Origin of the sequence: uncultured Corynebacterium sp. (genome assembly GCF_937999985.1) — a bacterium.
In the GTDB taxonomy this organism is placed as follows: Bacteria; Actinomycetota; Actinomycetes; order Mycobacteriales; family Mycobacteriaceae; genus Corynebacterium.
Genome location: NZ_CALLDG010000164.1, coordinates 1 through 24,553 on the forward strand (window position 1 = coordinate 1; position 24,553 = coordinate 24,553).

The following is a 24,553-nucleotide window of genomic DNA, read 5'->3' on the forward strand; positions in this document are numbered from 1 at the left end:
CCGTGAACTGGACCGGCCAGGATTCCGAGGAGACCTCCCAGCTGCCGCTGGTCGTGGACACCACCGCGATGGACGAGGCCAAGCGCGCAGAGCACAGGGCCGCTCAGCAAAAGACCACTCAGCCGAAGCCCGCGCAGAAGCGCCGTGCACAGATGCCGAGCGCGGAGGCTGTTCGCCCCAATCGCACCCGCACCACCGGCGCCGCCCAGGAACCTGGCGCCCAGGACACTGACGCGAAGCAGGCTGGGCAGTCGAAGCAGGCTGGGCAGGCTGAGGCGCAAGCTGAGTCGACGGGAACCACCCACGGCCGCCGTCGCGCAGACGAGGTGGAAAACGGCCTCACTGTCGCAGAGCTGATGCAGCGCTTCAAGAATCGAGAGAAGTAAAAACCACCTGTGAAAGGCCCGACAACCAACTCGGACATTCAACAGCCACGCCTCTCCGTCGGCATCATCTCCGCCGGGAAAGTAGGCGTGGCTTTGGCGGAGGCCTTTGCGCGCGCCGGCCACCACGTGCATGGCATCTATGCGCATTCGGCGCGTTCGGAAAAGTTGGCGTCCCAAAGAATCCCGAACATCCCCCGCATCAACCTAGACAGCACCGCCCACGCCGCGCTCGTGGTACTGGCGGTGCCGGATCCGAAGCTGCCCGAAGTGGTGGAGGAAGTCGCACAGCACACGCGCGACGGGCAGATCGTGGCGCACGTCTCCGGGGCGTTTGGCTGCGAGGTCCTGCAGCCAATCACCGATACTGGCGCGCTGCCGTTGGCTCTGCACCCGGCGATGACTTTCACCGGCACCCCGGCAGATAGCGAGCGGCTGGACAGCTGCGCATGGGGTGTGACCAGCGATTCCGAGGTCGGCGATGTGGTCGCGCAAACCCTCGTGGCCAGCCTGGGTGGGGTTCCCGTTGCCATCCCCGAACACCGCCGGGCGGCCTACCACGCGGCGATGGCGCACGCGGCCAACCACCTGGTGACCCTGCTGACGGATGCCCAGGAGATCCTGGACCGGGTGATGGAAGCGCCGGGGGAGAGCCCCGATAGCGCCCTGCTGTTGCGCCGCATCGCCCACGCCGCGGTGGATAACGCGCTGGAAAAACGTATGGACGGGCTGACTGGTCCGGTAGCCCGCGACGACGCGGAGGCTGTGATGCGCCACCGCCAGGCGCTGGAAACGCTTGGCGACGGGGAAGGAGCAGCCGAGGCCGCCTACACCGCGATGGCCCGCCGCACCGCGCTTAAAGCGGGGGCTATTGAGGTCGAAAGGCTGCTGGATCTAGAGTAAGAGCCATGACGTTCACACCTGGCCAAGCAGAGGTTTTCACCGAGATCGAGAAGATCGGGCAGCTCACCCGCGCCATGCGCAAGGCGGGCCGCCCCGTGGCACTGGTGCCCACGATGGGCGCGCTGCACGAGGGGCACCTCTCGCTGGTGCAGGCCGCCCAGCAGGTTCCGGGTGCGCTGGTTGTGGTCAGTATTTTCGTGAACCCCCTGCAGTTCGCCGAGGGGGAGGACCTGGATGCCTACCCGCGTACCCTCGACGAGGACGTGGCGAAGCTGAAGGCCGCGGGCGTGGACGCTGTATTCGCCCCCAACCCCCGCGAGATGTACCCCAACGGCCCGCGCACGACTATCCACCCGGGCGAGGCCGGACGCATCTTGGAGGGCGCCCACCGCCCGACCCACTTCGCGGGTGTGCTGACGGTCGTGAACAAACTCTTCACCATCACGCACTGCGATCACGCCTTCTTCGGGGAGAAGGACTATCAGCAGCTGCTGCTGATCCAGCAAATGGTCACGGACCTGAACATGGAGGTGCAGGTCCACGGCGTGCCGATCGTGCGCGAGGCCGATGGACTGGCGAAGTCCTCCCGCAACGTCTATCTTTCCGACGAAGAGCGCGAGCTCGCCCTCACCCTGTCCGCCGCCCTGACCGCCGGCGCTTTTGTGGCCGAGCAGGGCCCTGCGGTGGTGCTGCAGACCGCCGGATCTATTCTTGACGCCGCCTCGGGCGTGGACGTCGACTATCTTGAGCTGCGCGGTACGGACCTTTCCGACACCCCGGAGGACGGCGAGGCTCGCCTGCTAGTGGCGGCGCGCGTTGGAACCACACGCCTGATCGACAACGTGGGCGTCCCTCTGGGCACCGGCTTCAAGGGCCTGGACGACGGCGCCGAAGGCAGCGCACCTGCCGACAACGCTGGCGAGTAGAGCTGAGCAGAACTGAGTAGAGCTGAGCAGAACCATGAGCGACGAACTCGAAACTTTGAAGCGCCACTCGCACCCCTTCGTGAACATTTCCGCTGGGGAGTACCGCGCCAGCATCTCCACCTTCGGCGGCGGGCTGCGCAGCCTGGATTACGCGGGCAAGCCCCTGGTGGTTTCCTACCCAGAGGGCGCCTACCCGCCGCTTTCCTCCGGAATTGTACTGGCCCCGTGGCCGAACCGAACCGCAGACGGAGTCTTCGCTCACGACGGCGTGCTGCACCGTTTGGACATCACGGAGCCGGCCCGCGCTACGGCGATCCACGGATTCGTGGGGCAGATGGCCTGGCACGTCGCCGACCAAGGCGAGGACTTCGTGGCGCTGGAGCTGTCCACCGGCCTGCGCCAGGGGTGGCCGTGGCCGCTGCGCATGCGGGTGACGTGGTCGCTCGACGCGGGTGAGGGGTTGCGCGCCACCTTCGACGTCCGCAACGAGGCCGATGCCTCCTGCCCCTTCGGCCTGGGATGGCACCCATACCTGAGCGCACTGGGCGCTCCACTGGACGACTGCGTTCTACACCTGCCTGTCAGCACGAACCTGCCTCTGGATTCGGTGCGTAACCTGCCCGCCGGGCCGGAGTTTCCGGCTCGCCGGGTGCTGCCGGATCTGGATACCGGCCAGCGCATGGCCGGGGTGTGGCTGGACCACTGCTTCGGCGAGATCGGTGTGCAGGAGGAGGCGCTGGCCGAAGCACGACTTCTCAACCCGGACGGCGAGGGCGTGCGCCTCTGGGTGGGAGAGGGCTTCGACTGGTTCCAGGTGTTCACCGCCGACCCGGCCCGCCGCGAGGGCTACCCCGGCGTGGGCCGGGCCCTGGCCGTCGAGCCGATGACGTGCCCGCCGGACGCTCTACGCTCCGGTAGGGACCTCATTCGCCTGCAACCAGGCGAGAATCACAGCTTCGAATGTGGGATCTCTTTCGCGCCGCGTGAGGGCGTCACAACCCAAAGAACGAAGTAGTTCCAGAAATAGAAAAGAATTTCCTTTAACTTACCCCTCGGCGTTAAAATTAGTGACGCATATATATCCAATAGTTCTCGTCGCTGGTAGTTGCAAGACAAGACCGTTGGCGCCTGGGACGGGAACGTGACGTTCCTGGAGGTTCGCAGCTATGACGGCTGAAGGACTACGCCTGGACGCGAGCTGGGTAGACTACGCGCTGGTCGCCCTCTACTTCGCGTTCGTCCTGGGCATCGGTTGGGCCGCAAAGTCCAAAGTTTCCAGCTCAATTGACTTCTTCCTCTCCGGCCGCTCGCTACCCGCATGGGTGACGGGCCTGGCCTTCATTTCCGCCAACCTGGGCGCCGTAGAAATCGTGGGCCACTCGGCCAACGGCGTACAGTATGGCTTCGAGACCATGCACTATTTCTGGATCGGCGCGATCCCGGCGATGGTGTTCCTCGGCATCGTGATGATGCCCTTCTACTACGGCTCCAAGGTGCGTTCCGTGCCGGAGTTCATGCTCCGCCGCTTTGGCAAGGGCGCACACCTGGTCAACGGCCTTTCCTTCGCCGTAGCCCAGCTGCTGATCGCCGGCGTGAACCTGCTGCTGTTGGCCAAGGTGGTTAACTCCTTGCTCGGCTGGCCGCTGTGGGTCACGCTGGTGGTGGCCGCGGCAATCGTGCTGTCGTACATCACCCTCGGTGGCCTGTCCGCCGCCATCTACAACGAGGTTCTGCAGTTCTTCGTGATCATCGCGGCCCTGCTGCCGCTGACGATGATCGGCCTGCACCAGGTCGGCGGTTGGTCCGGCCTGCAGGAGAAGGTCGCGGACCCGTCGCACTTCCACACCTGGCCGGGTACTGAAATCTCGGGCTTCGAAAACCCGATCGTCTCCGCTATCGGCCTGGTCTTTGGCCTGGGCTTCGTGCTGTCCTTCGGCTACTGGACCACTAACTTCGTAGAGGTGCAGCGCTCCATGGCAGCCGATTCGCTGTCGTCTGCACGCAAGACCCCGATCATCGGTGCCTTCCCGAAGATGTTCATTCCGTTCCTGGTGGTCATCCCGGGCATGGTCGCCGGCGCGACCGTCACTCCGATCATGGATGGTTCCGCCGAGCCGAACGACGCGATCCTGTACCTGATGCGCGACCTGCTGCCGAACGGCCTGCTGGGCGTGGCTATCGCGGGTCTGCTGGCCGCGTTCATGGCCGGCATGGCGGCTAACATTTCCGCCTTCAACACCGTGTTCTCCTACGACATTTGGGAGTCCTACATCGTCAAGGATCGCGACGACGAGTACTACCTGAAGGTCGGACGTATCGCGACCGTCGGCGCCACCGTTATTGCCGTGTTCACTGCGCTGCTGGCATCCAACTTCGGCAATATCATGGACTACCTGCAGACGCTGTTCGGCTTCTTCAACGCGCCGCTGTTCGCCACCTTCATTCTGGGTATGTTCTGGAAGCGCATGACGCCCACCGCAGGTTGGGTGGGCCTGGTTTCCGGTACGGGTGTGGCAATCGTCTACTGGGCTGTGGCCACCTTCGGCAGCACCGACGCAACATTCTTCAACCTGCCGGGTCAGGGTACGGCCTTCGTCGCCGCCTCCCTGGCGTTCGTCACGGACATCATCGTCTCCGTCTTGGTCTCCCTGGTCACCAAGCCGAAGCCGGACGAGGAGCTGGTGGGCTTCGTCAAGTCCGTCACCCCGAAGGAAAACCTCACGGACGCCGCCGAAGCCGCCCTGCCGTGGTACCGCCGCACCGTTCCGCTGGGCATCCTCTGCCTGGCAATGGTGCTCGTCCTCAACATCGTGTTCGCCTAAGAGCGCTTAAACTTTCAGAAAGGAGTGAACGGACACAATGGCTAACAACACGGCTAAGAACACGGCTAAGAAAACCAAGCGTTCCCACATGGCCGGCGCTTTCGACATCCGCAACGTCATCGGTTCCCTCATGGGCCTGTACGGACTTGTGCTTTTGATCAGCTACTTCCTGCTGGATCCGGGCATGGACGTGACCACCGGCGAGCCGAAGAACGAAACGTATAACCTGGTCTGCGGGCTTGCCATGGTCGTCGTGGCGGCGGTCTTCTTCCTGTGGACCAAGCTGGATCCGATCAAGATCGACGAAGATGTCGACTCTGCCGACTCACCGGCTTCGCAAGCTAAGTAACGCACATGCCCGCCCCACCTGGAGGCGGGCATTTTCAACCTAAGCACCATCCCCACCCAAGGACCTTTTAGGAAGTGATCCACGCTGTGCAGCACGAATTTAAAGTAACCCGAACCACGCTGGCGGACGGCCGCGAGCTGCTGTACTTCGACGACGAGCCGGCTTACGTCGCGGGGGAGAAGCAGCGCGAGCTGCACGATTCCCGCGACCTGCCGCAGGCCACCACGGAATCCGAGATGCGCCAGGACCCCTTGACGGGCCAGTGGTACGTCTACGCCGCGCACCGCATGAACCGCACGTTCATGCCCCCGGCCAACGAGAACCCGCTGGCGCCCACCAAGCCCGGCGAGCTGCCCACCGAGGTGCCCGCCGACGACTACGACGTGGTGGTCTTTGAGAACCGCTTCCCGTCCCTGTCGGTCCACATGGAGGTGCCGGAGGACTTCGCTACGAACGTCGACGGCCAGGAGCTGTTCCCCCGCAAGCCCGCCATCGGCCGCTGCGAGGTTGTCTGCTTCACCCCGGACGTGAACTCCTCGTTTAGGGATTTGCCCTACGAGCGTGCCCGCACGGTCGTCGAGGCCTGGGCGCACCGCACCACCGAGCTCTCCGCCATCGAGGGCATCCGCTACGTTTTCCCCTTCGAAAACCGCGGGAAGGAGATCGGCGTGACCCTGCAGCACCCGCACGGCCAGATCTACTCCTATCCTTTCGTCCCGCCGCGCGCCGCCGAGGTAGCTGCACGCGCTCGGGCGTTTAGGGAGCAAACTGGAAAGGATCTTTTTGACGCCACCTTGTCCGCCGAAAAGGCATCCGGCACCCGCGTACTTTTGGCCGGCGAGCACTTCACGGCTTATGTACCGGCGGCAGCGAAGTGGCCGGTGGAGGTCATCCTCATGGCTAACCGGGCGGTTCCAGACTTCGCGGCGCTGAGCGACGAGGAGAAGGACGAGCTGACCCGCTTCTACCTGGATCTGCTGGGCCGCATGGATCGCTTCTTTGAGGGCGTGGAGCGCACCCCCTACATCGCCGCCTGGAACCAGGCGCCGGTGGGGGAGGACCGGGAGAACGGTCGCCTGTACTTGCAGCTGTATTCGATGATGCGCTCCCCAGGCCGCATGAAGTTCCTGGCCGGTAGCGAGTCGGGCCAGGAGGCCTGGATCTCCGACACCACCCCGGAGAGGATCGCCGAGCGCTTCCGGGAGGTCGCCGACAATGCCAAGTAACGAAGCCAATGCCCCACAAAACGCTGCTACCCCGCACTGGCTGCAGACCCGCTCCGAGGAGCAGGGCACTGCCGACGTGCAATCCCTTTTCCAGCAGGTTTACGGCTATGAACCGGCGGGCGTGTGGTCCGCGCCGGGGCGCGTGAACTTGATCGGCGAGCACGTCGACTACGCCGATGGCATCAGCCTGCCCTTCGCGCTTTCCCAGCGCACCTACGTGGCTGCCGCCAAGAATGATGACGGCGTGTACCGCGTGGCCTCCCGCTTCGGCGAGCCCGCGGAGGTTGTTCACTTTGAGATCCCCGTCGCCGAGGTCGGCCCCGGTAACCCCGCCAACTGGGCGGGTTACGCAGTGGGTGCTATTTGGGCGGCCACCGAGGCCGGCCTGATGCCCGCCGGTGGCCTGGACCTCGCCATCGAGTCCGACGTTCCCGTCGGTGCGGGGCTGTCCAGTTCCGCTGCGCTGGAGTGCTCGGCGGCTCTGGCGGCCTTCGAACTATACGGCGGCGAGTCCCTTGATGATGCGGCTCGCAACGGGCTCATGGGGGCGTCCATAAGAGCAGAGAACGAGGTAGTCGGCGCCTCGACGGGCGGGCTTGACCAGCGTATTTCGCTGTTCGGTCAGGTCGGCCACGCACTGGCCATTGACTTTGCCGAAGACAGCGCCACCCAGGTGCCTTTTGACATCGCGGCGCGCGGGCTGGCGATCCTCATCATGAATACGAACGCTCCGCACCAGTTGAACGACGGGCAATACGCCGCGCGGCGCGCCGTGATCGACGGAGTGACCGCCGACCTGGGCGTTAGTAGCCTGCGTTTCGCCGAGGAGGCCGAGGATGCCTCCGTGGGCTGGGCCAAGGCCAACGACATGGATCCGGTGGTGGTGGCCGCCCGCGTGCGCCACGTGGTCAGCGAGATCGACCGCACCGCTGAGGCGATCCGCCAGGTCAGCGCCGGTGACATGGAGGCCTTCGGGCGGTCGATGCAGGGCAGCCATGCCTCCCTGCGCGACGACTACGAGGTCACTGTTCCGGAGCTGGATACTGCTGTGGACGTTGCGATGGCCGAGGGAGCGCTGGGCGCCCGCATGACCGGCGGCGGCTTCGGTGGCTCCGCGATTGCGCTGCTGCGCGAGGATCAGGTGGAGGCGACGGCCGAGGCGGTGGCCAGGGCTTTCGCGGAGAAGGGCTTCAACGAGCCCGAGTTCGTGGTCGCCCTGCCGAGCGATGGTGCGCACCGGAACGCATAAGTGTTGCTAGGTCGCTGCACAAAGTAACAGCTAAATGGCTTATTTGGTTAGCCCCGAGTAAGGTGTTCACCCGTGTTGCGAACAATGCTGAAATCAAAGATCCACCGTGCGACGGTCACTCAGGCCGACCTGCACTACGTCGGCTCGTGCACCATCGACGCTGATCTGATGGAAGCTGCCGACATCCTCGAAGGCGAGCAGATCGATATCGTCGATATCGATAACGGCAATCGCCTGACGACCTACGCCATCACCGGCGACCGGGGTACCGGTGTGATCGGCATCAACGGTGCCGCCGCGCGCTTGATCAGCCCCGGCGACCTCGTCATCATCATCGGCTACGCCCAGTACAGCGAGGAAGACCTGAAGAACTACGCCTCGCGCGTGGTCTTCGTGGACGAAAACAACAAGCAGGTGGAGCTCGGCGGCGACCCGGCTCACGTGCCGGACGGCTCGGGGCTAAAGAACCCGCGCCACCCGGAGGCCTAGCTGATCTCGTAGTTCCCGTCGTCGTTGCGCTTCACGTGTAGGCGCCACAGCGGGATTCCTTCTTTCTTTAGAGCTTCTTTAGTCGCCGAGAGCGTCTTCATGCCGGTAACTACGAAGTCGGTATTGCCGAATCGTATGCCAACCTCCGAGCAGTAACGCTGGCTACCCTTGCCATCGGAAAGAGCCCTGATGGTGTTGTCCGCGACCTTCATCACCTCGAACTCGCCGTTGGGAGACTGCATGCCGATCTCGGTCGGGGGAACGAGCGGTGCCCTGTCCTCGTAGTCATACTCCACCTCAACACAGAGCCTGCTGTAGTCCCGCGGATTGTCGATGAGGACCGCAGAATCCTTCAGCTTCATCTCCACCTTGCCGATTCCCACATCTTCAGTGGTCGGCTCATCCTTGGACTTGGCCTTGTCGCGGGCTTCGCGGAAGCTATCGTCCACGAGATCCATCTCGACGCGATCGCCGATCTCCAACGGGTCGTCAGCTCCGCCGATGTTCGCTTCCTTGCCCTCTAGCTCCTGGTAGCGGTTAGCCAGGTTAGTCAGTGAACGCAGCAGAGGCTTGACGGGGTCGCAGGTGTAGGTGGAGATAACCTCCGCGTATTCCAGCGGAGTGCCCTCCGGGCCGGCAAGCACGCACATGTCTTGCATCTCGATTGATTTCCACCCCTTAAGGCCCTCATCGGATAGCTCATTCCGCTCGGCATCGTTGCTGGCCAACTCCTCGAGCTGGGAGCCATCCTTGGTAGCGGACAGTCCGATGTAGATCGACGTATCTTTGAGTTCCTCGGGCTGATCACCACCGATCTGTGGCTTTAAATAACCAGAACAAGTCTCCGCATTGAGATAGACATCGGCCGAATCCAGCGGAATCATCTTCCCGCCATCCAAGTAAGCGCTGTCGTAAAACTTCTGATCCAGCTTGCAGTCGTTGAACTTCCCGTCGGCGAAGATCTCCCGCAGCTGGTCGTCGCTAATCTCCGTGGAAACCTCCGAGTAGCTGCTTGGAGCCGGCTGCCCCTTGTCGCCACTGGAGCTGCCGTTCTGGCCCCCGTAGGAGATCTCTTCACTGGCGCCCTCCGGGCGCTGGAAAGCAGAGCAGCTGGCGGTGAAAGTCAGAGCGCCTGCGGCTAGGCAGGCTGCCAGGGTGCGGGCGTAAGTACGAGCGTGGGTGCGGGTGTGGGAAGAGGGGCGTGAAGAAGACATGTCGAGTGCTTCCTTTATTTCTGGTTATGTATTTCTAGTTATGACTATTTCCGGACCAATACCGGTTGTGGCTGGTGAAACTTAATGAACGGAGGGAGTTACCTAGGAGTAAGGGGAACAGAACGTCTTATGTTCCCTAAAGCTAACACTCCCGGGCGACCTGCATGCCTCAATCGATTACCCGTCCCCCTCATGCGCTAGGCTTTGTAAGCGTGACTGACGCAGCAAATACCCCCGCACAAGACCTGCCCGAACAGCTACGCATCCGCCGTGAAAAGCGGCAGCGCATCCTCGAATCCGGCAAGGACGCCTACCCGGTAGAGGTGCCACGCACCCACTCCCTGGCCGAAGTGCGCGCAAAGTGGGCAGTGAAGAAGACTGACGGTGAAGCTGAAGAGCAGCCGGCGGAGGCAGAGGGCGTCACCTACCTCGCCGCAGGCGAAGAAACCCAGGACGTAGTGAGCGTGACCGGTCGCCTGATATTCATGCGCAATACCGGCAAGCTGTGCTTCGCCACCCTGCAGGACGGCGACGGTACGCAGCTGCAGGCCATGCTCTCCCTGGCGGAGGTCGGCGAGGACGCACTCGCGGCCTGGAAGGCCGACGTGGACCTTGGCGACTTCATCGGCGTGACTGGTCGTGTGATCGCTTCCCGCCGCGGTGAGCTGTCCGTCATGGCTAGCGAGTGGGTGATGGCTGCGAAGGCGCTGCGTCCACTGCCCGTGGCGTTCGCCGAGATGAACGAAGAAACCCGCGTGCGCCAGCGCTACAACGACCTGATCGTGCGCGAGGAAGCCCGCAAGAACGCAATGACGCGCGTGAAGGTCATCCGCGCGCTGCGCGACTACATGGAGGGCGAGGGCTTCGTAGAGATCGAAACCCCAATGCTGCAGACCTTGCACGGTGGCGCAGCGGCTCGACCGTTCGTCACGCACTCCAACGCGCTGGATATTGACCTGTACCTGCGCATCGCCCCGGAGCTGTTCCTGAAGCGCGCCGTGGTGGGTGGCATCGACCGCGTCTTCGAGATCAACCGCAACTTCCGTAACGAGGGTGTGGACAAGTCCCACTCCCCGGAGTTCGCAATGCTGGAGACTTACGCTGCCTGGGGCGACTACGACGACTGCGCCCGCACCACCCGCGAATCCATCCAGTACATCGTGGACCAGCTGACTAAGGGCACCGACCTGGAGGGCACTGGCAAGGTGCGCCTCGCCGACGGCACTGAGTACGACTTCGGCGGGGAGTGGAAGGAAATCGAGATGTACCCTTCGCTGAACGAGGCACTTGCGCGCAAGTACCCTGGCCAGCCAGAGGTGACGATCGACTCCACCGTTGAGGAGCTCAAGGAAATCGCTAAGGTCATTGGCCTGGACGTTCCCGCTAAGGGCGGCTGGGGTCACGGCAAGCTGGTGGAGGAGATCTGGGAGGTCTTGTGCGAGGACCAGCTGGAAGGCCCCATCTTCGTGCGTAACTTCCCCGTGGAGACCTCCCCGCTGACCCGTCAGCACCGCAGCAAGCCGGGTGTTACTGAGAAGTGGGACTTGTACGTCCGCGGCTTCGAGCTGGCCACCGGCTACTCCGAGCTGATCGACCCGGTTATCCAGCGCGAGCGCTTCGAGGATCAGGCTCGCCTGGCGGCCAATGGCGATGATGAAGCCATGCGCCTGGACGAGGACTTCCTGGCTGCCATGGAGCAGGGCATGCCGCCGACAGCCGGCACTGGCATGGGCATCGACCGACTGCTGATGGCCCTGACCGGCCTGGGCATTCGCGAGACCGTGCTGTTCCCGATCGTGAAGCCGGAGCGCGAGAACTAGCGGCCAAACACCGACAGTCGACTGGCCACGAGGGCTGGCCGACTGGCCACGAGGGGGAGAGGCGCAGGAGTAGGGGGGGGCTGCGCGCCTGCGAAAAGCGGGCGCAGGCAGCTCGAAAACTAGGGGAGTAGCTGGCGTGCAGCTCGCCCGTGTGGGTGTAATTCAATCTATATTTTGGCCCAAAGTGTGATGCGCGCCATTATCCTGGTTTATGCTACGTACATAATTATCCGCACATGCAGATATGAGATTTGCGCTGACAACCAGTGAAAGGTGGCCGCACGAAATGAGCGACCGAAGCAAGCGTGCCGATTCAACTCCTGGCCTGAACAACATCAAGCGAGACGCAATCGGTACCGTCATGGGAGTCCTGACGAAGTTCACCGGCTCCGACCTGGCAGAGAAGTACGGTCTGAGCAAGAAGGTGGACCGCGTTGCCTACCAGTCCACCAAGACCGGCATGCGCACCCTCGGTGCCGTGAACCGCCAGTTCAAGAAGATCAAGGGCTCCGGCAAGCCGGTACGCCTGGCTAACCAGACCGCCGATGAGAACAACCAGCCCGTCCCGACCGAGGCGCCGGCACCGGGCAAGGCACCGTTCGACCTGACCCCGACCGAGGATCAGGAAATGATCGTCGCAGCCGTGCGCGAATTCGCTGAAGAGCGCCTGCGCCCGACCGGCCACGACCAGAACGAGGCATCCGAGCCGGCAGAAGGCCTGCTGGAAGCTGCCGCCGAGCTGGGCGTTGCCCTGATCAACCTGCCGGAAGAGTACGAGGGCATTGCCTCCGCCTCCGGCGCTACCACCAACGCTCTGATCGCCGAGGCCCTGGCATTCGGCGATATGGGCCAGGCCGTCGCCATCCTGGCACCGGCCGGCGTGGCCAACGTCATCACCAACTACGGTGACGATTCCCAGCAGAAGACCTACCTGCCGGAGTTCGCGGGCGAGTCCGTCCCGGCTTCCGCAGTGGTCGTCTCCGAGTCCCGCCCGCTGTTCGACCCGTTCACCCTGCAGACCACCGCCGTCCGCGAGGGCGACGACATCGTCATCAACGGCGTGAAGACCATGGTTCCGAACGCAGGCAAGGCCGAGCTGTTCGTCATTGCAGTAAACCTCGACGGCGAAAACACCTTCGTTATCGTCGAGTCCGACACCGAGGGTCTGGTCGTCGAGGCTGACCCGTCCATGGGTCTGCGCGCCGCTGCTCTGGGTCGCGTCCTGCTGAAGGACGTCCGCGTCCCGGCCAGCCAGCTGCTGGGTGGCAAGGACCTACCCGCCGACGAGCGCAAGGAAAACTACGCGGAGATCATCCGCCGCTCCCGCCTGGGCTGGGCCGCACTGGCAGCCGGCACCGGCGAGGCAATCCTCGAGTACACCAAGAAGTACGTCAACGAGCGCGAAGCATTCGGCGAGCCGATCTCGCACCGCCAGGCAGTGGCCTTCATGGTCGCCAACCTGCGCATCGAGCTCGATGGCCTGCGCCTGATCCTGCTGCGCGGTGTTTCCCGCCTGGATCAGGGCCTGTCCTTCAACCGCGAAGCTGGCCTTGCCCGCCGCTACGCATCCGACAAGGGCATGGTTATGGGCCTCGACGGCGTGCAGCTGCTCGGTGGCCACGGCTTCACCAAGGAGCACCCGGTCGAGCGCTGGTACCGCGACATGCGCGCCATCGGCATCGCCGAGGGCGTAGTCGTCGTCTAACCCCGCCACAATTCGAATCCATATCGAATAAGCACAAGGAACTTCAAGGAACCACATCATGATTAATCTGGAACTCCCCAAGCGTTTGAAGGCGGGCCAGAACCAAGCGCACCAGGCCGCCGCCGAAATCTTCCGCCCCATCTCCCGCAAGTACGACCTCGCGGAGCACGAGCGCCCCGTCGAGCTGGACACCATGGCCAGCCTGGTCGAAGGCATGGCAGACGCCGGCCAGGCAATGGCTGGCGCCTCCGGTGGCCGCGGCGATGACAAGAAGAAGACTGAGGGCGTCAAGAATGGCGGCAACATGGCCTCCATCCTCAACGTTCTCGAGACCTGCTGGGGCGACGTCGGACTCACCCTGTCCATCCCCTACCAGGGTCTGGGCAACGCAGCCGTAGCGGCCGTCGCCGACGACGAGCAGCTCGAGCGCTTCGGCAAGATCTGGGCCGCCATGGCCATCACCGAGCCGCAATTCGGCTCCGACTCCGCAGCCGTCGCCGCCACCGCCAAGCTGGATGGCGACGAGTACGTCCTGAACGGTGAGAAGATCTTCGTCACCGCCGGTGAACGCTGCACCCACGTTGTTGTCTGGGCTTCCGTAGACAAGTCCGCTGGCCGCGCAGCCATCAAGTCCTTCGTCGTCCCGCGCGACACCCCGGGCTTCGAGCTGGTCCGCCTGGAGCACAAGCTGGGCATCCGCTCCTCCGACACCGCGCACTTCATCCTGGACAACGTCCGCATCCCGAAGGAGAACCTGCTGGGCTCCCCGGAGGTGGACACCAAGAAGGGCTTCGGTGGCGTGATGGCCACCTTCGACAACACCCGCCCGATGGTTGCCGCCATGGCGGTTGGTGTAGCCCGCGCTTCCCTGGAGAAGCTGCGCGAGATCCTCACCGACGCAGGTGTAGAGATCGATTATGACGCCCCCGCGTGGAACCAGCCCGCAGCTGCCAGCGAGTACATTCGCCTGGAGAGCGATTGGGAAGCTGCATACCTGATGACCCTGCGCGCAGGCTGGATGGCTGACAACAAGCAGCCGAACAGCAAGGAAGCCTCCGAGTGCAAGGCGAAGGCCGGCCGAATGGCCACTGACCTGACCCTGCGTGCGGTTGAGATCGCCGGCGCTTATGGCTACTCCGAGCGTGACCTGCTGGAGAAGTGGGCCCGCGACTCTAAGATCCTGGACATCTTCGAGGGCACCCAGCAGATTCAGCAGCTGGTTGTTGCTCGCCGCGAGCTGGGTCTTTCCTCCAAGGAACTCAAGTAGTAGCTGGCTGCGCGAGAGCGCAGGCAGCGGCTACGTTGCGCGCCGCGCGCTCGAGCCTGCGCCCTCGCCTAGCTGCCTAAAACAGGCGCACCGAGTGGTCAACGGGGCCATGGCCTTTACCGACTAGCAAACGGTCGGCATTGGCGATGGCCTCGTTGAGCCATTTAGTGGACCAATCCAGCGCATCCTCTAGCGAATCACCCGCGCCCAGCCGAGTGGCTAGCGCGGAAGACAAAGAACACCCCGTACCGTGGGTGTTTTTTGTTTCCACGCGCGGGGAGCCGACCTTGTGCGTCTTCCCGGCAGGGGATACTGCAATGTTTCCGGCCTCCGGTCCATACAGGTGACCCAGCTTCACGATGACGGTGGTGTCGGTTTCCTGCGCCCACTTCGCGGCAATGTCAACGGCCTGCTGCTCGCTGGTGGCCAGTTCGGTCTTGGTCAGGAGTGCTAGTTCAGGGAGATTGGGCGTCACAACCGAAGAAGCGGCAGCGAAGTCCCGCAGTGCGTCCTCGGCGTCCGCAGTGAGCAGCCGGTCGCCCGAGGAAGCCACCGCCACCGGGTCTAGCACCGTCGTGACCTGGTGGTTCTGCAGGTAATCGCGGATGGTCTGGATGGTCTCCGTGTCGCCGAGCATGCCGATCTTCACGGCATCGACGGTGACGTCGTCGAACACGGAATCCAGCTGCGCGCGAAGGAAATCCAGCGGGGGAGTGTGGATCTCGCGTACGCCCTGCGTGTTCTGCGCGACCAGTGCGGTAATGACGGACATGCCGTAGCCACCCGCCGCCATGATGGACTTCAGATCTGCCTGCGCGCCCGCTCCGCCTGTTGGGTCGGTGCCGGCGATGGACAGCACGCGCGGGCGGAGGGGGTTGGAGTTGCCGGGGTTTGTGTTGCTAGAGCTAGCTGGGGTGGCCGAGTTGTTGGGGCTTACGGAGTTGTTGGGGCTAACGGAGTTGTTGGGGCTGTTGTTGGTCATGCCCCTCATTATGGCGCATTTGCTTGCGCCCACCGCCTCGGTTGGCTTTACGCAGCGCTAAATGTCGTTAGAACGAGAAAGTGTCACATTTGCTACCTGTGTAGCCCTGACGGCAACGCTCTGACCAGCAGTTTTGCTAAAACAAAAAACGTTTCCGATAACGTATTCTCGTTCTAACGACATTTAAGCCTTTTTGGATGGGCTGCGGGGTGGCTACAGGCCTAGGGGGCGAGGCCGTGACTGGTGGGCGGCCACGGCTGCGGCCGGGAGGGCTAAGGCTGTGGCAGCTCGCGCGGAACCACCTTGCCCACCGCGTTGCGGGGGAGCTTGTCCAGGTAGACGAAGTAGCGCGGCACACTGTGACGAGCCAGGTGAGCCTTGACCTCCGTCTTTGCCTTTTCCTCGAACTCCGCCTTCTCCTCGTCGGTTAGCTCGGCCGCACTCTTGCCCTCCGGCACAACCCACGCGCACAGTGCCTGGCCAAACTCCGGATCATCCACACCACGCACGGCGGACTCGGCGACACAATCCATGGAGTTAACCACGTCCTCGGTCTCCTGCGGGAAGACGTTCTCACCACCGGAGACGATCATGTCGTCACTACGGCCGGAGATGAACAGCAGGCCCTCATCGTTGTAGTAGCCCAGGTCTCCGGTGGCGACCATGCCGTCGATGATCTCCTTGTCGGAGCCCGGGCGCGTGTAGCCCTCGAATAGCATGTCGTTCTTCACGAAGATGCGCCCGATCTCGTCATTCGGCAGTTCCTTGCCGTTGTCGTCCAGGACCTTCAGCGTCGTTGCCATCGGCGGCTTACCCGCAGTGTTGATGTGCTGGCGCAGATCCTGTGGGGTGGCAATAGAAGCCCAGCTGACCTCCGTCGAGCCGTAGAGGTTGTACAGCACGTCGCCGAACTTCTCCTGCGTCTCGCGCACTACCTTCGGTGGCAGCGCCTCGCCGGAGGTGGCGATGATCTTCGTGCCCGAGTTGAAGTTCTCCGGCACGACCTCCAGCATGCGGCGCAGCATCGTCGGCACCATTGCAATGGTGTACGGGCGGTTCTTCTCGATCAGCTTCACGGCAGCTTCGGGGGAGAAGCGGCGCTGCATGATCATGGTGTTGCGCAGCGCAAGCGCCAACTGGATCTGTGCGAAGCCCCAGGTGTGGAACATCGGCGCGGAGAGGAACGACGGCCGGTGGTGGCGCATTGGGATGCGGCTCATGATGGAGGACGCCGGCATGTACGTCTTTGGCTCCGGTCGGCGCGCGCCCTTCGGGGTGCCGGTAGTTCCGGAGGTCAGGATGATGGTGCGCCCCTGGCGCGGGCGGGTGGGGATGGAGAGATTCTCCGGGGTGGTGCTCAGCACCTCGTGCAGGGAGGGCCAGTCTTCGCTGCGGGTGGCGTAGTCGCCGCTGTCGATCGCATCCCTAACGTTGGAGGCCTTCTTCAGGGCTTCCTCCGCTTCGCGGGTGAGCCCCAGCGTGTCGCCGTTTTCCCAGGCTACGACGACGGGGCAGGCGTCGAAATCCTTCGGCAGCAGCGGCAGGAACTCCTCGTCGATGAAAAGAATGTCGATCTTTTGTTCCTGTAGCACGGCCTGGGTCTGCTTTGCTGACGCCCCAGTGTTGAATAGCACAATGTCTGTACCCAACCGACCGTGTGCGCACAGGGTGAGGATGAATCCGCGGTGGTTGCGGCACAGTACGCCGATGCGGTCGCGTTCGCGGACGCCAGTGCGGAATAGAGCCTGTGCCAGGGCGGTGGACTGCTCATGGAGTTCTTGGTAGGTCATCGAGCCGGCGTCGTCGATGATGGCCGTGTGGTACGGGTCGCGCGCGGCGCCGATGGCCAGCAGGCCTGCGGGCAGGAAGCTCCACTGGATGATTCCCTTGAGGGCTTTGCCAGCTGCGATGGGCCCCATGGATCCCAGGACGCCCGATTTGAACAGGGGCAGTGTGCCTTTAAGAAGTGTGCCTGCGGTCCCGATCTGGTCAGTGAGGGAGGGCTTGGGCAACTGGGCGGCTGCTGCGTTCATTTTTGGGTGACTCTCCTTGGGGTCAGTCTCTCTGAGCGGGTTTCTCTGGGGTGGTTTTTCTGGGTTGTTATCTCTGGGGTGCTCTCTCCGAGGTGGTTTCTCCTGAGGTGTCCTCTTGGAGGGGGTTCTCAAGTACCGCTGCCTCGAAGTTTTAGTGGTGTGCATCACTTTAATGTTTCTGGACTAAAAAGTTCTCGGTTTGAAAAAATAACTATGAAGCGACAGGTTGTGGGGGAGCCGGGGAAAAGGGGTTCATAGGGGGCGTTCGCTGACGGCGTACAGCTTAGAGATTTCGGCTCGGAATGTCTGTTGAACTGCTGATATGTGGGTAGTTGAGGCCGAGGTGGCGTCGGAATAAAGCAACAACAACACAGTGTTGCGTGAAAGGCGATATGAGTTGTCCACGCTCACGGCTAAGGTGGGCAACATTGGCGAATACGCAAGCTACATCTTTTGAAAAAGGGAGCACACCATGTTCGAGAGGTTCACGGATCGCGCGCGCCGCGTCGTTGTGTTGGCGCAGGAGGAAGCACGCGCGCTGAATCACAACTACATCGGCACCGAGCACATCCTGCTCGGCCTGATCCAAGAGGGCGAGGGTGTCGCAGCGAAGGCCCTGGAATCCATGGGCATCTCCCTGGATGCCGTGCGCACCGAGGTCAAGGACATCATCGGTACCGGTGGCCACCCGCCGAGCGGCTACATCCCGTTCACCCCGCGCGCCAAGAAGGTGCTGGAGCTCGCGCTGCGCGAGGCGCTGCAGCTGGGCCACAAGTACATCGGCACCGAGCACATCCTGCTGGGCCTCATCCGCGAGGGTGAAGGCGTGGCGGCGCAGGTGCTGGTCAAGCTCGGTGCAGACCTGTCCCGCGTGCGCCAGCAGGTAATCCAGCTGCTCAGCGGCTACGAGGGGAACGAGGAAGAAAACGGTGGCGGCGAGCCCGCTACCGCCGGTGTGGGCAGCAGTCCGGAGGGTGCGCCGAGCCGCCCCGGTCAGAAGTCCAACTCCCTGGTTTTGGACCAGTTCGGCCGCAACCTCACTCAGGCAGCCAAGGATGGCAAGCTGGACCCGGTCGTGGGCCGCGAGAACGAGATCGAGCGCGTAATGCAGGTGCTATCCCGCCGCACCAAGAACAACCCAGTGCTGATCGGCGAACCCGGCGTGGGTAAGACCGCCGTGGTCGAGGGCCTGGCACTGGACATCGTCAACGGCAAGGTGCCGGAGACGTTGAAGGATAAGCAGCTGTACTCCCTGGACTTGGGGTCCCTGGTGGCGGGTTCCCGTTACCGCGGTGATTTCGAGGAACGCCTGAAGAAGGTGCTGAAGGAGATCAACCAGCGCGGCGATATCATCCTGTTCATCGACGAGATCCACACCCTGGTCGGCGCAGGTGCCGCCGAGGGTGCGATCGACGCTGCCAGCATCCTGAAGCCGAAGCTGGCCCGCGGCGAGCTGCAGACCATCGGTGCTACCACCCTGGACGAGTACCGCAAGCACATCGAGAAGGATGCCGCGCTGGAGCGCCGCTTCCAGCCGGTACAGGTTCCGGAGCCCTCCGTGGAGCTGACCGTGGAGATCCTGAAAGGGCTGCGCGACCGCTACGAGGCACACCACCGCGTATCCATCACCGACGGAGCGCTGAAGGCCGCAGCCCAGCTGGCAGATCGCTACATCAATGACCGCTTCCTGCCGGATAAGGCTGTGGACCTGATCGACGAGGCCGGCGCTCGCATGCGCATCAAGCGCATGACCGCCCCGAAGGCCATCCAGGACATCGACGACAAGATCGCCGAGGTGCGCCGTAAGAAGGAGGCCGCCATCGACGACCAGGACTTCGAGAAGGCAGCAGCCCTGCGCGACGACGAGCGCAAGCTGGGCGAAGAGCGTGCGGAGAAGGAAAAGGCCTGGCGCGCCGGCGAGCTGGATGAAGTCGCCGAGGTGGGCGAGGAGCAGATCGCCGAGGTCATGGGCACCTGGACCGGCATCCCCGTGTTCAAGCTCACCGAGGAAGAGTCCACCCGCCTGCTGCACATGGAAGACGAGCTGCACAAGCGCATCATCGGCCAGGACGATGCCGTCAAGGCCGTCTCCCGCGCCATCCGCCGAACCCGCGCCGGCCTGAAGGACCCGAAGCGCCCGTCCGGTTCGTTCATCTTCGCCGGCCCGTCCGGTGTGGGTAAGACCGAGCTGTCGAAGGCTCTGGCCGAGTTCCTGTTCGGCGACGATGACGCGCTGATCCAGATCGACATGGGCGAGTTCCACGACAAGTTCACGGCATCCCGCCTGTTCGGTGCGCCTCCGGGATACGTCGGCTACGACGAGGGTGGCCAGCTGACCGAGAAGGTCCGCCGCAAGCCGTTCTCCGTGGTGCTGTTCGACGAGATCGAGAAGGCCCACACGGAGATCTACAACACCCTGCTGCAGGTGCTGGAAGACGGTCGCCTGACCGACGGCCAGGGCCGCATGGTGGACTTCAAGAACACCGTCCTGATCTTCACCTCGAACCTGGGCACCAGAGACATCTCCAAGGCTGTGGGCATGGGCTTCAGCGCATCCGGCGAGGCCGACGAGGAGACCCAGTACGAGCGGATGAAGCAGAAGGTCGACGACGAGCTGAAGAAGCACTTCCGCCCGGAGTTCCTGAACCGTATCGACGACATCGTGGTCTTCCACCAGCTGACCCGCGAGCAGATCGTGCAGATGGTGGATCTGCTGCTGGGCCGCGTGCGCACCGCCCTGCAGGCGAAGGATATGGACCTGGAGCTCACCGAGCAGGCGAAGTCCCTGCTGGCCAAGCGTGGTTTCGACCCAGTACTGGGCGCCCGCCCGCTACGCCGCACGATCCAGCGCGAGATCGAGGATCACCTGTCCGAGAAGATCCTGTTCGGCGAGATCGGCGCCGGCGAGATCGTCACCGTCGACGTCGAGAACTGGGACGGCGAGTCCAAGGGCGACGATGCGAAGTTCGTCTTCGACACCAAGCCCAAGCCGCTGCCGGAGGTCGGTGAAGAGGACTTCGCCGCCGACGAGGCCCAGGAGGCGGTCTCTGTCGCCGCCGAGGGCAATGTGCCGGAGGATAAGGGTTTTGACGCCGCAGATTCCAGCGACGACTGGAATCAGAAAGGCTAACTAAGCCTCTTGGGCTGGGCCTTGTTGATTAGGCGTTGATTAGGCCTTGTTGAACTGCACTGGGCGATCGTGGATCACGTTATCCACCCAGTCCAGGGCAGGCAGCAGGTGCGAGAACATCGGCAGCATGTGATCGCCCAGGGGGAACGTGCGCGGGATATTGTGCTCCGCGTAGTTCACCTTCGCGCCACCCTCCGCCCACTGGCGGGCCATACGGCGGCTCTGCTCAACCGGGATCGTGTCATCGTTCGTGCCATGGCCGACGTACACAGGGACCTGGGGTGGGCGGCTGCCGATGCGTTGGGCGTCAACAAGCTTCTTGAACGGCTCCTGCTCCAGCAGCTCCGTGAGTGACTCGCCGTTCTTCGTCAGCGTGCGCGTATCCGTGTAGGCGTGGCGCGCAAGGGATTCGGGGACGCATTCGCTGGCGGTCTGGCGGACGAACTCCTTGCCCTTGTCGTTCATCTTTTCCTCCACGGCATCGCGGATCTCTGGGTTGGAGACGAGGAAACCATTCAGCGTGTAGCCCAGGGCGGCGGCCAGCGGGCCGTTGTCGATGGCGGTGGCAGTCATAGCCAAATCCGCCGGCACACCACCCGCGTAGCCCGCCTTCAGGTTGATCTCCGGGGCGTAAGTGTGAGCCAGCTCCAGAGCTGCAGCGGAGGAACCGCCGCCCTGCGAGTAACCCCACACCGCAACCGGTGCGCTCTTTGGCACTCGAGGCATGTTCTTCGCCGCGCGGGCCATGTCCAGGGTGGCGTTGCCCTGATCCACGCGGTTCATGTACGTGTGCTGCGCCGGAGTGCCCAGGCCGTTCAGGTCGGTCAGCGCCACGGCCCAGCCGCGGGAGAGGGCGGCGGCGACGGGCGCAGCCTCATACTCCAAGCCCATTGGCAGCAGCTTGCCTGGGGCGCACGCATCGCCGCTGCCCTGAGTGCCCGGAGCTACGACCAGCAGTGGGCGCTCCCCGCCACCGGTGTAGGGAGCGCGGGGAACCAGCACGGTGCCGGTGACGGGTACGGTCTCGCCACGGGAGTTGGTGGAAACGTAGGCCACGCGCTGGGCCTCGCTGTTCGTCCAGTCGACGAAGGGGATTCCGAGGGCAAAGTTGCTGGGGGCAGTCTTGATGATTTCGCCTGGCTTGCCCTTTACCTGCAAAGGCAGGGAGGAGTAGAAGCCATCTGGGTCGTAGTTAGGCAGGGAACCCACTACGGACTTGCCGCTGCCAGTGGCGGCGGCCTTAGAGGCGGATCCCTCGACGGACCCATAGAGCCCGCCGGGTGCTGCGGTGGCTGGGGCCATTCCGGAGGCGGCGATGGCTGCGGGCAGCAGAACTGCGAAGGTAGCGGTTAGGGTTCGGGAACGGAGGGATCGGGAACGGTCAGAGGGGGAGTGGTTGGAACTTCTACGAGAAAACGTCATAGGGGCATCCTAAGCGTTTTCTCTGTCCGAAGTATTAGGTATCGCTAATTAGCCCCGTGAAACGGGGGCATCCGTTGCGCTGTCGGTATCTTTGGCGTCCACATTCGCCGTGAACGGATCCAGCGCCTCCAGGTCCACGTCCTTGTCTTCGTCGTTTGGCACCTTGCGGGTCAGGTCGATGACCAAGCCAATGGCGGTGAGGAAGATGGTGGGCAGCAGCCAGCCCATGCCTGCATCCATCAGCGGAATCCAGCTCAGGGCGCTCTGTAGTTCGTCGACCGGCACGTTCAGGGCGGCCAGGAAGTCGATGAAGGAGAACAGGAAGGCCACGGCCACGCCGATGCGGTAGGAAAACACTAGCTTGTGCTGGCGGCACAGCAGGTGCACGTAGGAAAGCGCGATAAGTACGATCGCCGGAGGGTAGATCAGGCCGATCACTGGACCAGAGACGCTCAGAATTCTCTCCAAGCCCAGGTTGGCGATAGCAAGGCCCACGAGCGTCAGAATGGTGGCCCACCAGCGGTAGCTGATGGCCGGAACCAGCTCGTGGAAGAAGGTAGACGTCGCTGCTGTCAGACCAACGACTGTAGTGATGCAGGCCAGCAGAACGATCATCGAGAACACGATCTCACCCGTGTTGCCCATGGTCAGGTGTGCAGCGGAGCTCAGGATTGCTGCGCCGTCGCTGTAGCTTTCCTTCTCCGGCATGCGGGCGCCGACCAGGCCGAGGCCCAGGTAGACCAGCATGAGGAAGAAACCGGCGGTGAAGGCCGCAATGCCGGAGAGCTTGATGATGCGCTTGTGGTCCGTCTCGCCCTTCTGGCTAAAGGCGCTCACCACGATCAGCGCGAAGGCCAGCGCACCGATGGAGTCCATTGTGAAATAGCCCTGGGAGATGCCGCTGACCAGAGGGTTGGAGGCGTACTCCTCAGTGGCGGGAATGCTCGGGGAGTTCAGCTTTTGCAGACCGACGATAGCCAGCACGGCCAGCAGGATCAGCAGCACTGGGGTTAGGGCTTTGCCTAGAGTATCTACGACCTTGCCGGGCCAAAGCGTCAGCAGGAAGCAGACCAGGAAGAAAGCGAATGTGCCCGTTAGGCGCCACCAGCCGCCGGAGAGGTCGAAGGTGGATTCGATGCCCAGCTCGTAGCCGATCGCTGCGGCGCGCGGTACGGCGTAGAGCGCACCGATGGAAAGGTAGGCAACGATCGCGAAGATGAGCCCGAACAGTGCGCCGGCGCGGGAGGCCAGGTCGCGCACACCGTTGCCGGAAATTGCGATGGCGATGACCGTCAGCACCGGCATGAGTACTCCGGTCAGCAGGAAGCCGATCATGGCAGGGGTGAAGTTCTCGCCGGATTCCACGCCGAGCATGGGCGGGAAGATGAGGTTGCCGGCGCCGAAGAACATAGAGAAGAGCATGAGGCCAACAGCCGCCACGGTGGTGGTTGTGTTTGACTGCTTAGCGGTCGAGGAGGGTGAGGTCGACATAAATCATTCCTAATGTGATTTGGGTAACGTTTATCACTCTAATGCACGCATCCCCGTAGAGCCTAAGCGCTTCCACCCGCTTCTAGCGCGGTAGCTGGTACGTTGCGCCTTCGCGGGCCACCAGCCCGTCGTCGAGCAGTGACTGCAGGGCTCGCTCGAGCTGTTCGGTTGTGGGCCACAGCAGGTCTATCTCTTTCTTTGTGACGCCACCTTCCCCCGCTTCCCGCAGTAGCCCCATAATCTTTCCGCGGACCTGGCGATCGGTCCCCACGAACTTCTGCACGCGCTGGGCCGCGGCCTGTGCCTCCGCCTCTGTCGGCTGCGGCTTGCCCGCCTGCACCCACGCGCAATCGTCGATTAAGGGGCACTGGTCGCATGCTGGGTTTTTCGCGGTGCAGATCAAAGCGCCGAGCTCCATGAGCGCGGCACACATCAGGTTCGCGGAGTCTCGGTCTGCGTCTCTTGTGGCGCCAGTGCCCGTGTCTGTGCCCGCGCAGGAGCCGGTGCTCGTGTCAGTGGGCTGAGGCTGGGGCGGTGGAGGCAGTTGGCGTCCAACCAAACGAGGATCCGGATCGACGTGGGGCAGCAACGAGGCCACATCCGCCAGGTCGCGCGCGCGGGCGGGGCCTTGTAGGTAGCGACCGTCGACGAGGCGGCGGTAGACGCGGCGCACATTCGTATCCACAACCGGCACGGCCTGACCAAAGGCGAAGGCCGCGACGGCGCGGGCGGTGTAGTGACCGATCCCCGGCAGGGCCTCGAGCTCGGCAATATCGCTGGGCACCTCGCCGCCGTGGCGTTCCACGCAGGCGAGCGCGCATTCCTTGAGGCGAAGCGCGCGCCGGGGATAGCCCAGGTTGGCCCACATTTTTAAGATCTCGGACCGCGGCGCCTCGGCCAGATCCGCCGGGGTGGGCCAGCGTTCTAGCCAAGCCTGCCAGAGGGGAATCACGCGGGCGACGGGCGTTTGCTGGCTCATGACCTCGCTCAGCAGAATCGCCCACGGGCTGGTATCCGGGTGGCGCCAGGGCAGATCGCGGGCGTTGCGGGCGTACCAAGAGTTCAGCTTGGCGGGCAAGCTACTGTGCGGGCCGGTGGGCAGATCGGGGGAGGCGGCGGAAGGGGAGTTCATTGCACGAATC

17 protein-coding genes and 2 pseudogenes are annotated in these 24,553 nt (G+C 63.5%); 13 read left to right on the forward strand and 6 right to left on the reverse strand.

What is annotated here, in order from left to right; translation table 11 throughout:
• From Q0331_RS07775 to panD, 9 genes and pseudogenes are all read left to right on the forward strand, one after another.
• A pseudogene (locus tag Q0331_RS07775) lies at positions 1–386 on the forward strand (hypothetical protein); the annotation flags it as partial.
• Positions 387–395: 9 nt separating this feature from the next.
• Positions 396–1,286, forward strand: coding sequence for a Rossmann-like and DUF2520 domain-containing protein (locus Q0331_RS07780; RefSeq protein ID WP_298075824.1), 891 nt, complete (start codon positions 396–398; stop codon positions 1,284–1,286).
• Positions 1,287–1,291: 5 nt separating this feature from the next.
• Complete coding sequence (panC, locus tag Q0331_RS07785; RefSeq protein WP_298075825.1) at positions 1,292–2,212, forward strand: pantoate--beta-alanine ligase; 921 nt, start codon at positions 1,292–1,294, stop codon at positions 2,210–2,212.
• Between the two features lie 34 nt (positions 2,213–2,246).
• Positions 2,247–3,227 (forward strand): aldose 1-epimerase family protein, encoded by a 981-nt coding sequence (locus tag Q0331_RS07790; protein WP_298075826.1) that lies wholly within the window; start codon positions 2,247–2,249, stop codon positions 3,225–3,227.
• 151 nt (positions 3,228–3,378) lie between these two features.
• The gene (locus Q0331_RS07795; protein WP_298075827.1) at positions 3,379–5,034 is read left to right on the forward strand and encodes a sodium:solute symporter family protein; all 1,656 of its coding nucleotides are present in this window, start codon (positions 3,379–3,381) and stop codon (positions 5,032–5,034) included.
• 37 nt (positions 5,035–5,071) lie between these two features.
• Positions 5,072–5,383, forward strand: a complete 312-nt coding sequence (locus Q0331_RS07800; protein ID WP_298075828.1) for a hypothetical protein — start codon at positions 5,072–5,074, stop codon at positions 5,381–5,383.
• A 74-nt stretch (positions 5,384–5,457) separates the two neighbouring features.
• The gene (galT, locus tag Q0331_RS07805; protein ID WP_298075829.1) at positions 5,458–6,609 is read left to right on the forward strand and encodes a galactose-1-phosphate uridylyltransferase; all 1,152 of its coding nucleotides are present in this window, start codon (positions 5,458–5,460) and stop codon (positions 6,607–6,609) included.
• On the forward strand, positions 6,599–7,858 hold the full coding sequence (galK, locus tag Q0331_RS07810) for a galactokinase (protein ID WP_298075830.1): 1,260 nt from the start codon (positions 6,599–6,601) through the stop codon (positions 7,856–7,858). Before galT ends, galK begins: the two co-directional genes overlap by 11 nt.
• A 72-nt stretch (positions 7,859–7,930) precedes the next feature.
• Positions 7,931–8,347, forward strand: a complete 417-nt coding sequence (gene panD / locus Q0331_RS07815) for an aspartate 1-decarboxylase (RefSeq protein WP_034965414.1) — start codon at positions 7,931–7,933, stop codon at positions 8,345–8,347.
• Here the strand turns inward: panD and Q0331_RS07820 are convergent.
• Positions 8,344–9,561, reverse strand: a complete 1,218-nt coding sequence (locus Q0331_RS07820; RefSeq protein WP_298075831.1) for a hypothetical protein — start codon at positions 9,559–9,561, stop codon at positions 8,344–8,346. The two genes, panD and Q0331_RS07820, sit on opposite strands and share 4 nt — an antisense overlap.
• A gap of 212 nt (positions 9,562–9,773) precedes the next feature.
• Here Q0331_RS07820 and lysS point away from each other — a divergent pair, with 212 nt between their 5' ends.
• The 3 genes from lysS to Q0331_RS07835 all read left to right on the forward strand — a co-directional run bounded on the left by lysS (position 9,774) and on the right by Q0331_RS07835 (position 14,353).
• Positions 9,774–11,381 (forward strand): lysine--tRNA ligase, encoded by a 1,608-nt coding sequence (gene lysS, locus Q0331_RS07825; protein WP_298075832.1) that lies wholly within the window; start codon positions 9,774–9,776, stop codon positions 11,379–11,381.
• A 286-nt stretch (positions 11,382–11,667) separates the two neighbouring features.
• Positions 11,668–13,086 carry an acyl-CoA dehydrogenase family protein gene (locus Q0331_RS07830; protein ID WP_298075833.1) on the forward strand — a complete coding sequence of 473 codons (1,419 nt, stop codon included), beginning with the start codon at positions 11,668–11,670 and terminating at the stop codon, positions 13,084–13,086.
• Positions 13,087–13,144: 58 nt separating this feature from the next.
• Positions 13,145–14,353: an acyl-CoA dehydrogenase family protein gene (locus Q0331_RS07835; RefSeq protein ID WP_005296808.1), complete on the forward strand. Its 1,209-nt coding sequence runs from the start codon at positions 13,145–13,147 to the stop codon at positions 14,351–14,353.
• 94 nt (positions 14,354–14,447) lie between these two features.
• On the opposite strand, the pseudogene thiD reads toward Q0331_RS07835, so the two are convergent.
• Positions 14,448–15,221 (reverse strand): annotated as a pseudogene (gene thiD / locus Q0331_RS07840) (bifunctional hydroxymethylpyrimidine kinase/phosphomethylpyrimidine kinase); the annotation flags it as partial.
• Positions 15,222–15,607: 386 nt separating this feature from the next.
• Positions 15,608–17,368, reverse strand: coding sequence for an AMP-binding protein (locus Q0331_RS07845; protein WP_298075834.1), 1,761 nt, complete (start codon positions 17,366–17,368; stop codon positions 15,608–15,610).
• A gap of 472 nt (positions 17,369–17,840) precedes the next feature.
• On the opposite strand from Q0331_RS07845, the gene Q0331_RS07850 reads away from it, so the two are divergent.
• On the forward strand, positions 17,841–20,498 hold the full coding sequence (locus tag Q0331_RS07850) for an ATP-dependent Clp protease ATP-binding subunit (protein WP_298075835.1): 2,658 nt from the start codon (positions 17,841–17,843) through the stop codon (positions 20,496–20,498).
• A 39-nt stretch (positions 20,499–20,537) separates the two neighbouring features.
• On the opposite strand, the gene Q0331_RS07855 is transcribed toward Q0331_RS07850, so the two are convergent.
• From Q0331_RS07855 to Q0331_RS07865, 3 genes are all read right to left on the reverse strand, one after another.
• The gene (locus Q0331_RS07855; protein ID WP_298075836.1) at positions 20,538–21,920 is read right to left on the reverse strand and encodes a lipase family protein; all 1,383 of its coding nucleotides are present in this window, start codon (positions 21,918–21,920) and stop codon (positions 20,538–20,540) included.
• A 48-nt stretch (positions 21,921–21,968) separates the two neighbouring features.
• Positions 21,969–23,411 (reverse strand): branched-chain amino acid transport system II carrier protein, encoded by a 1,443-nt coding sequence (gene brnQ, locus Q0331_RS07860; RefSeq protein WP_298075837.1) that lies wholly within the window; start codon positions 23,409–23,411, stop codon positions 21,969–21,971.
• 82 nt (positions 23,412–23,493) lie between these two features.
• On the reverse strand, positions 23,494–24,543 hold the full coding sequence (locus tag Q0331_RS07865) for an A/G-specific adenine glycosylase (RefSeq protein WP_298075838.1): 1,050 nt from the start codon (positions 24,541–24,543) through the stop codon (positions 23,494–23,496).
• Positions 24,544–24,553: the final 10 nt, after the last annotated feature.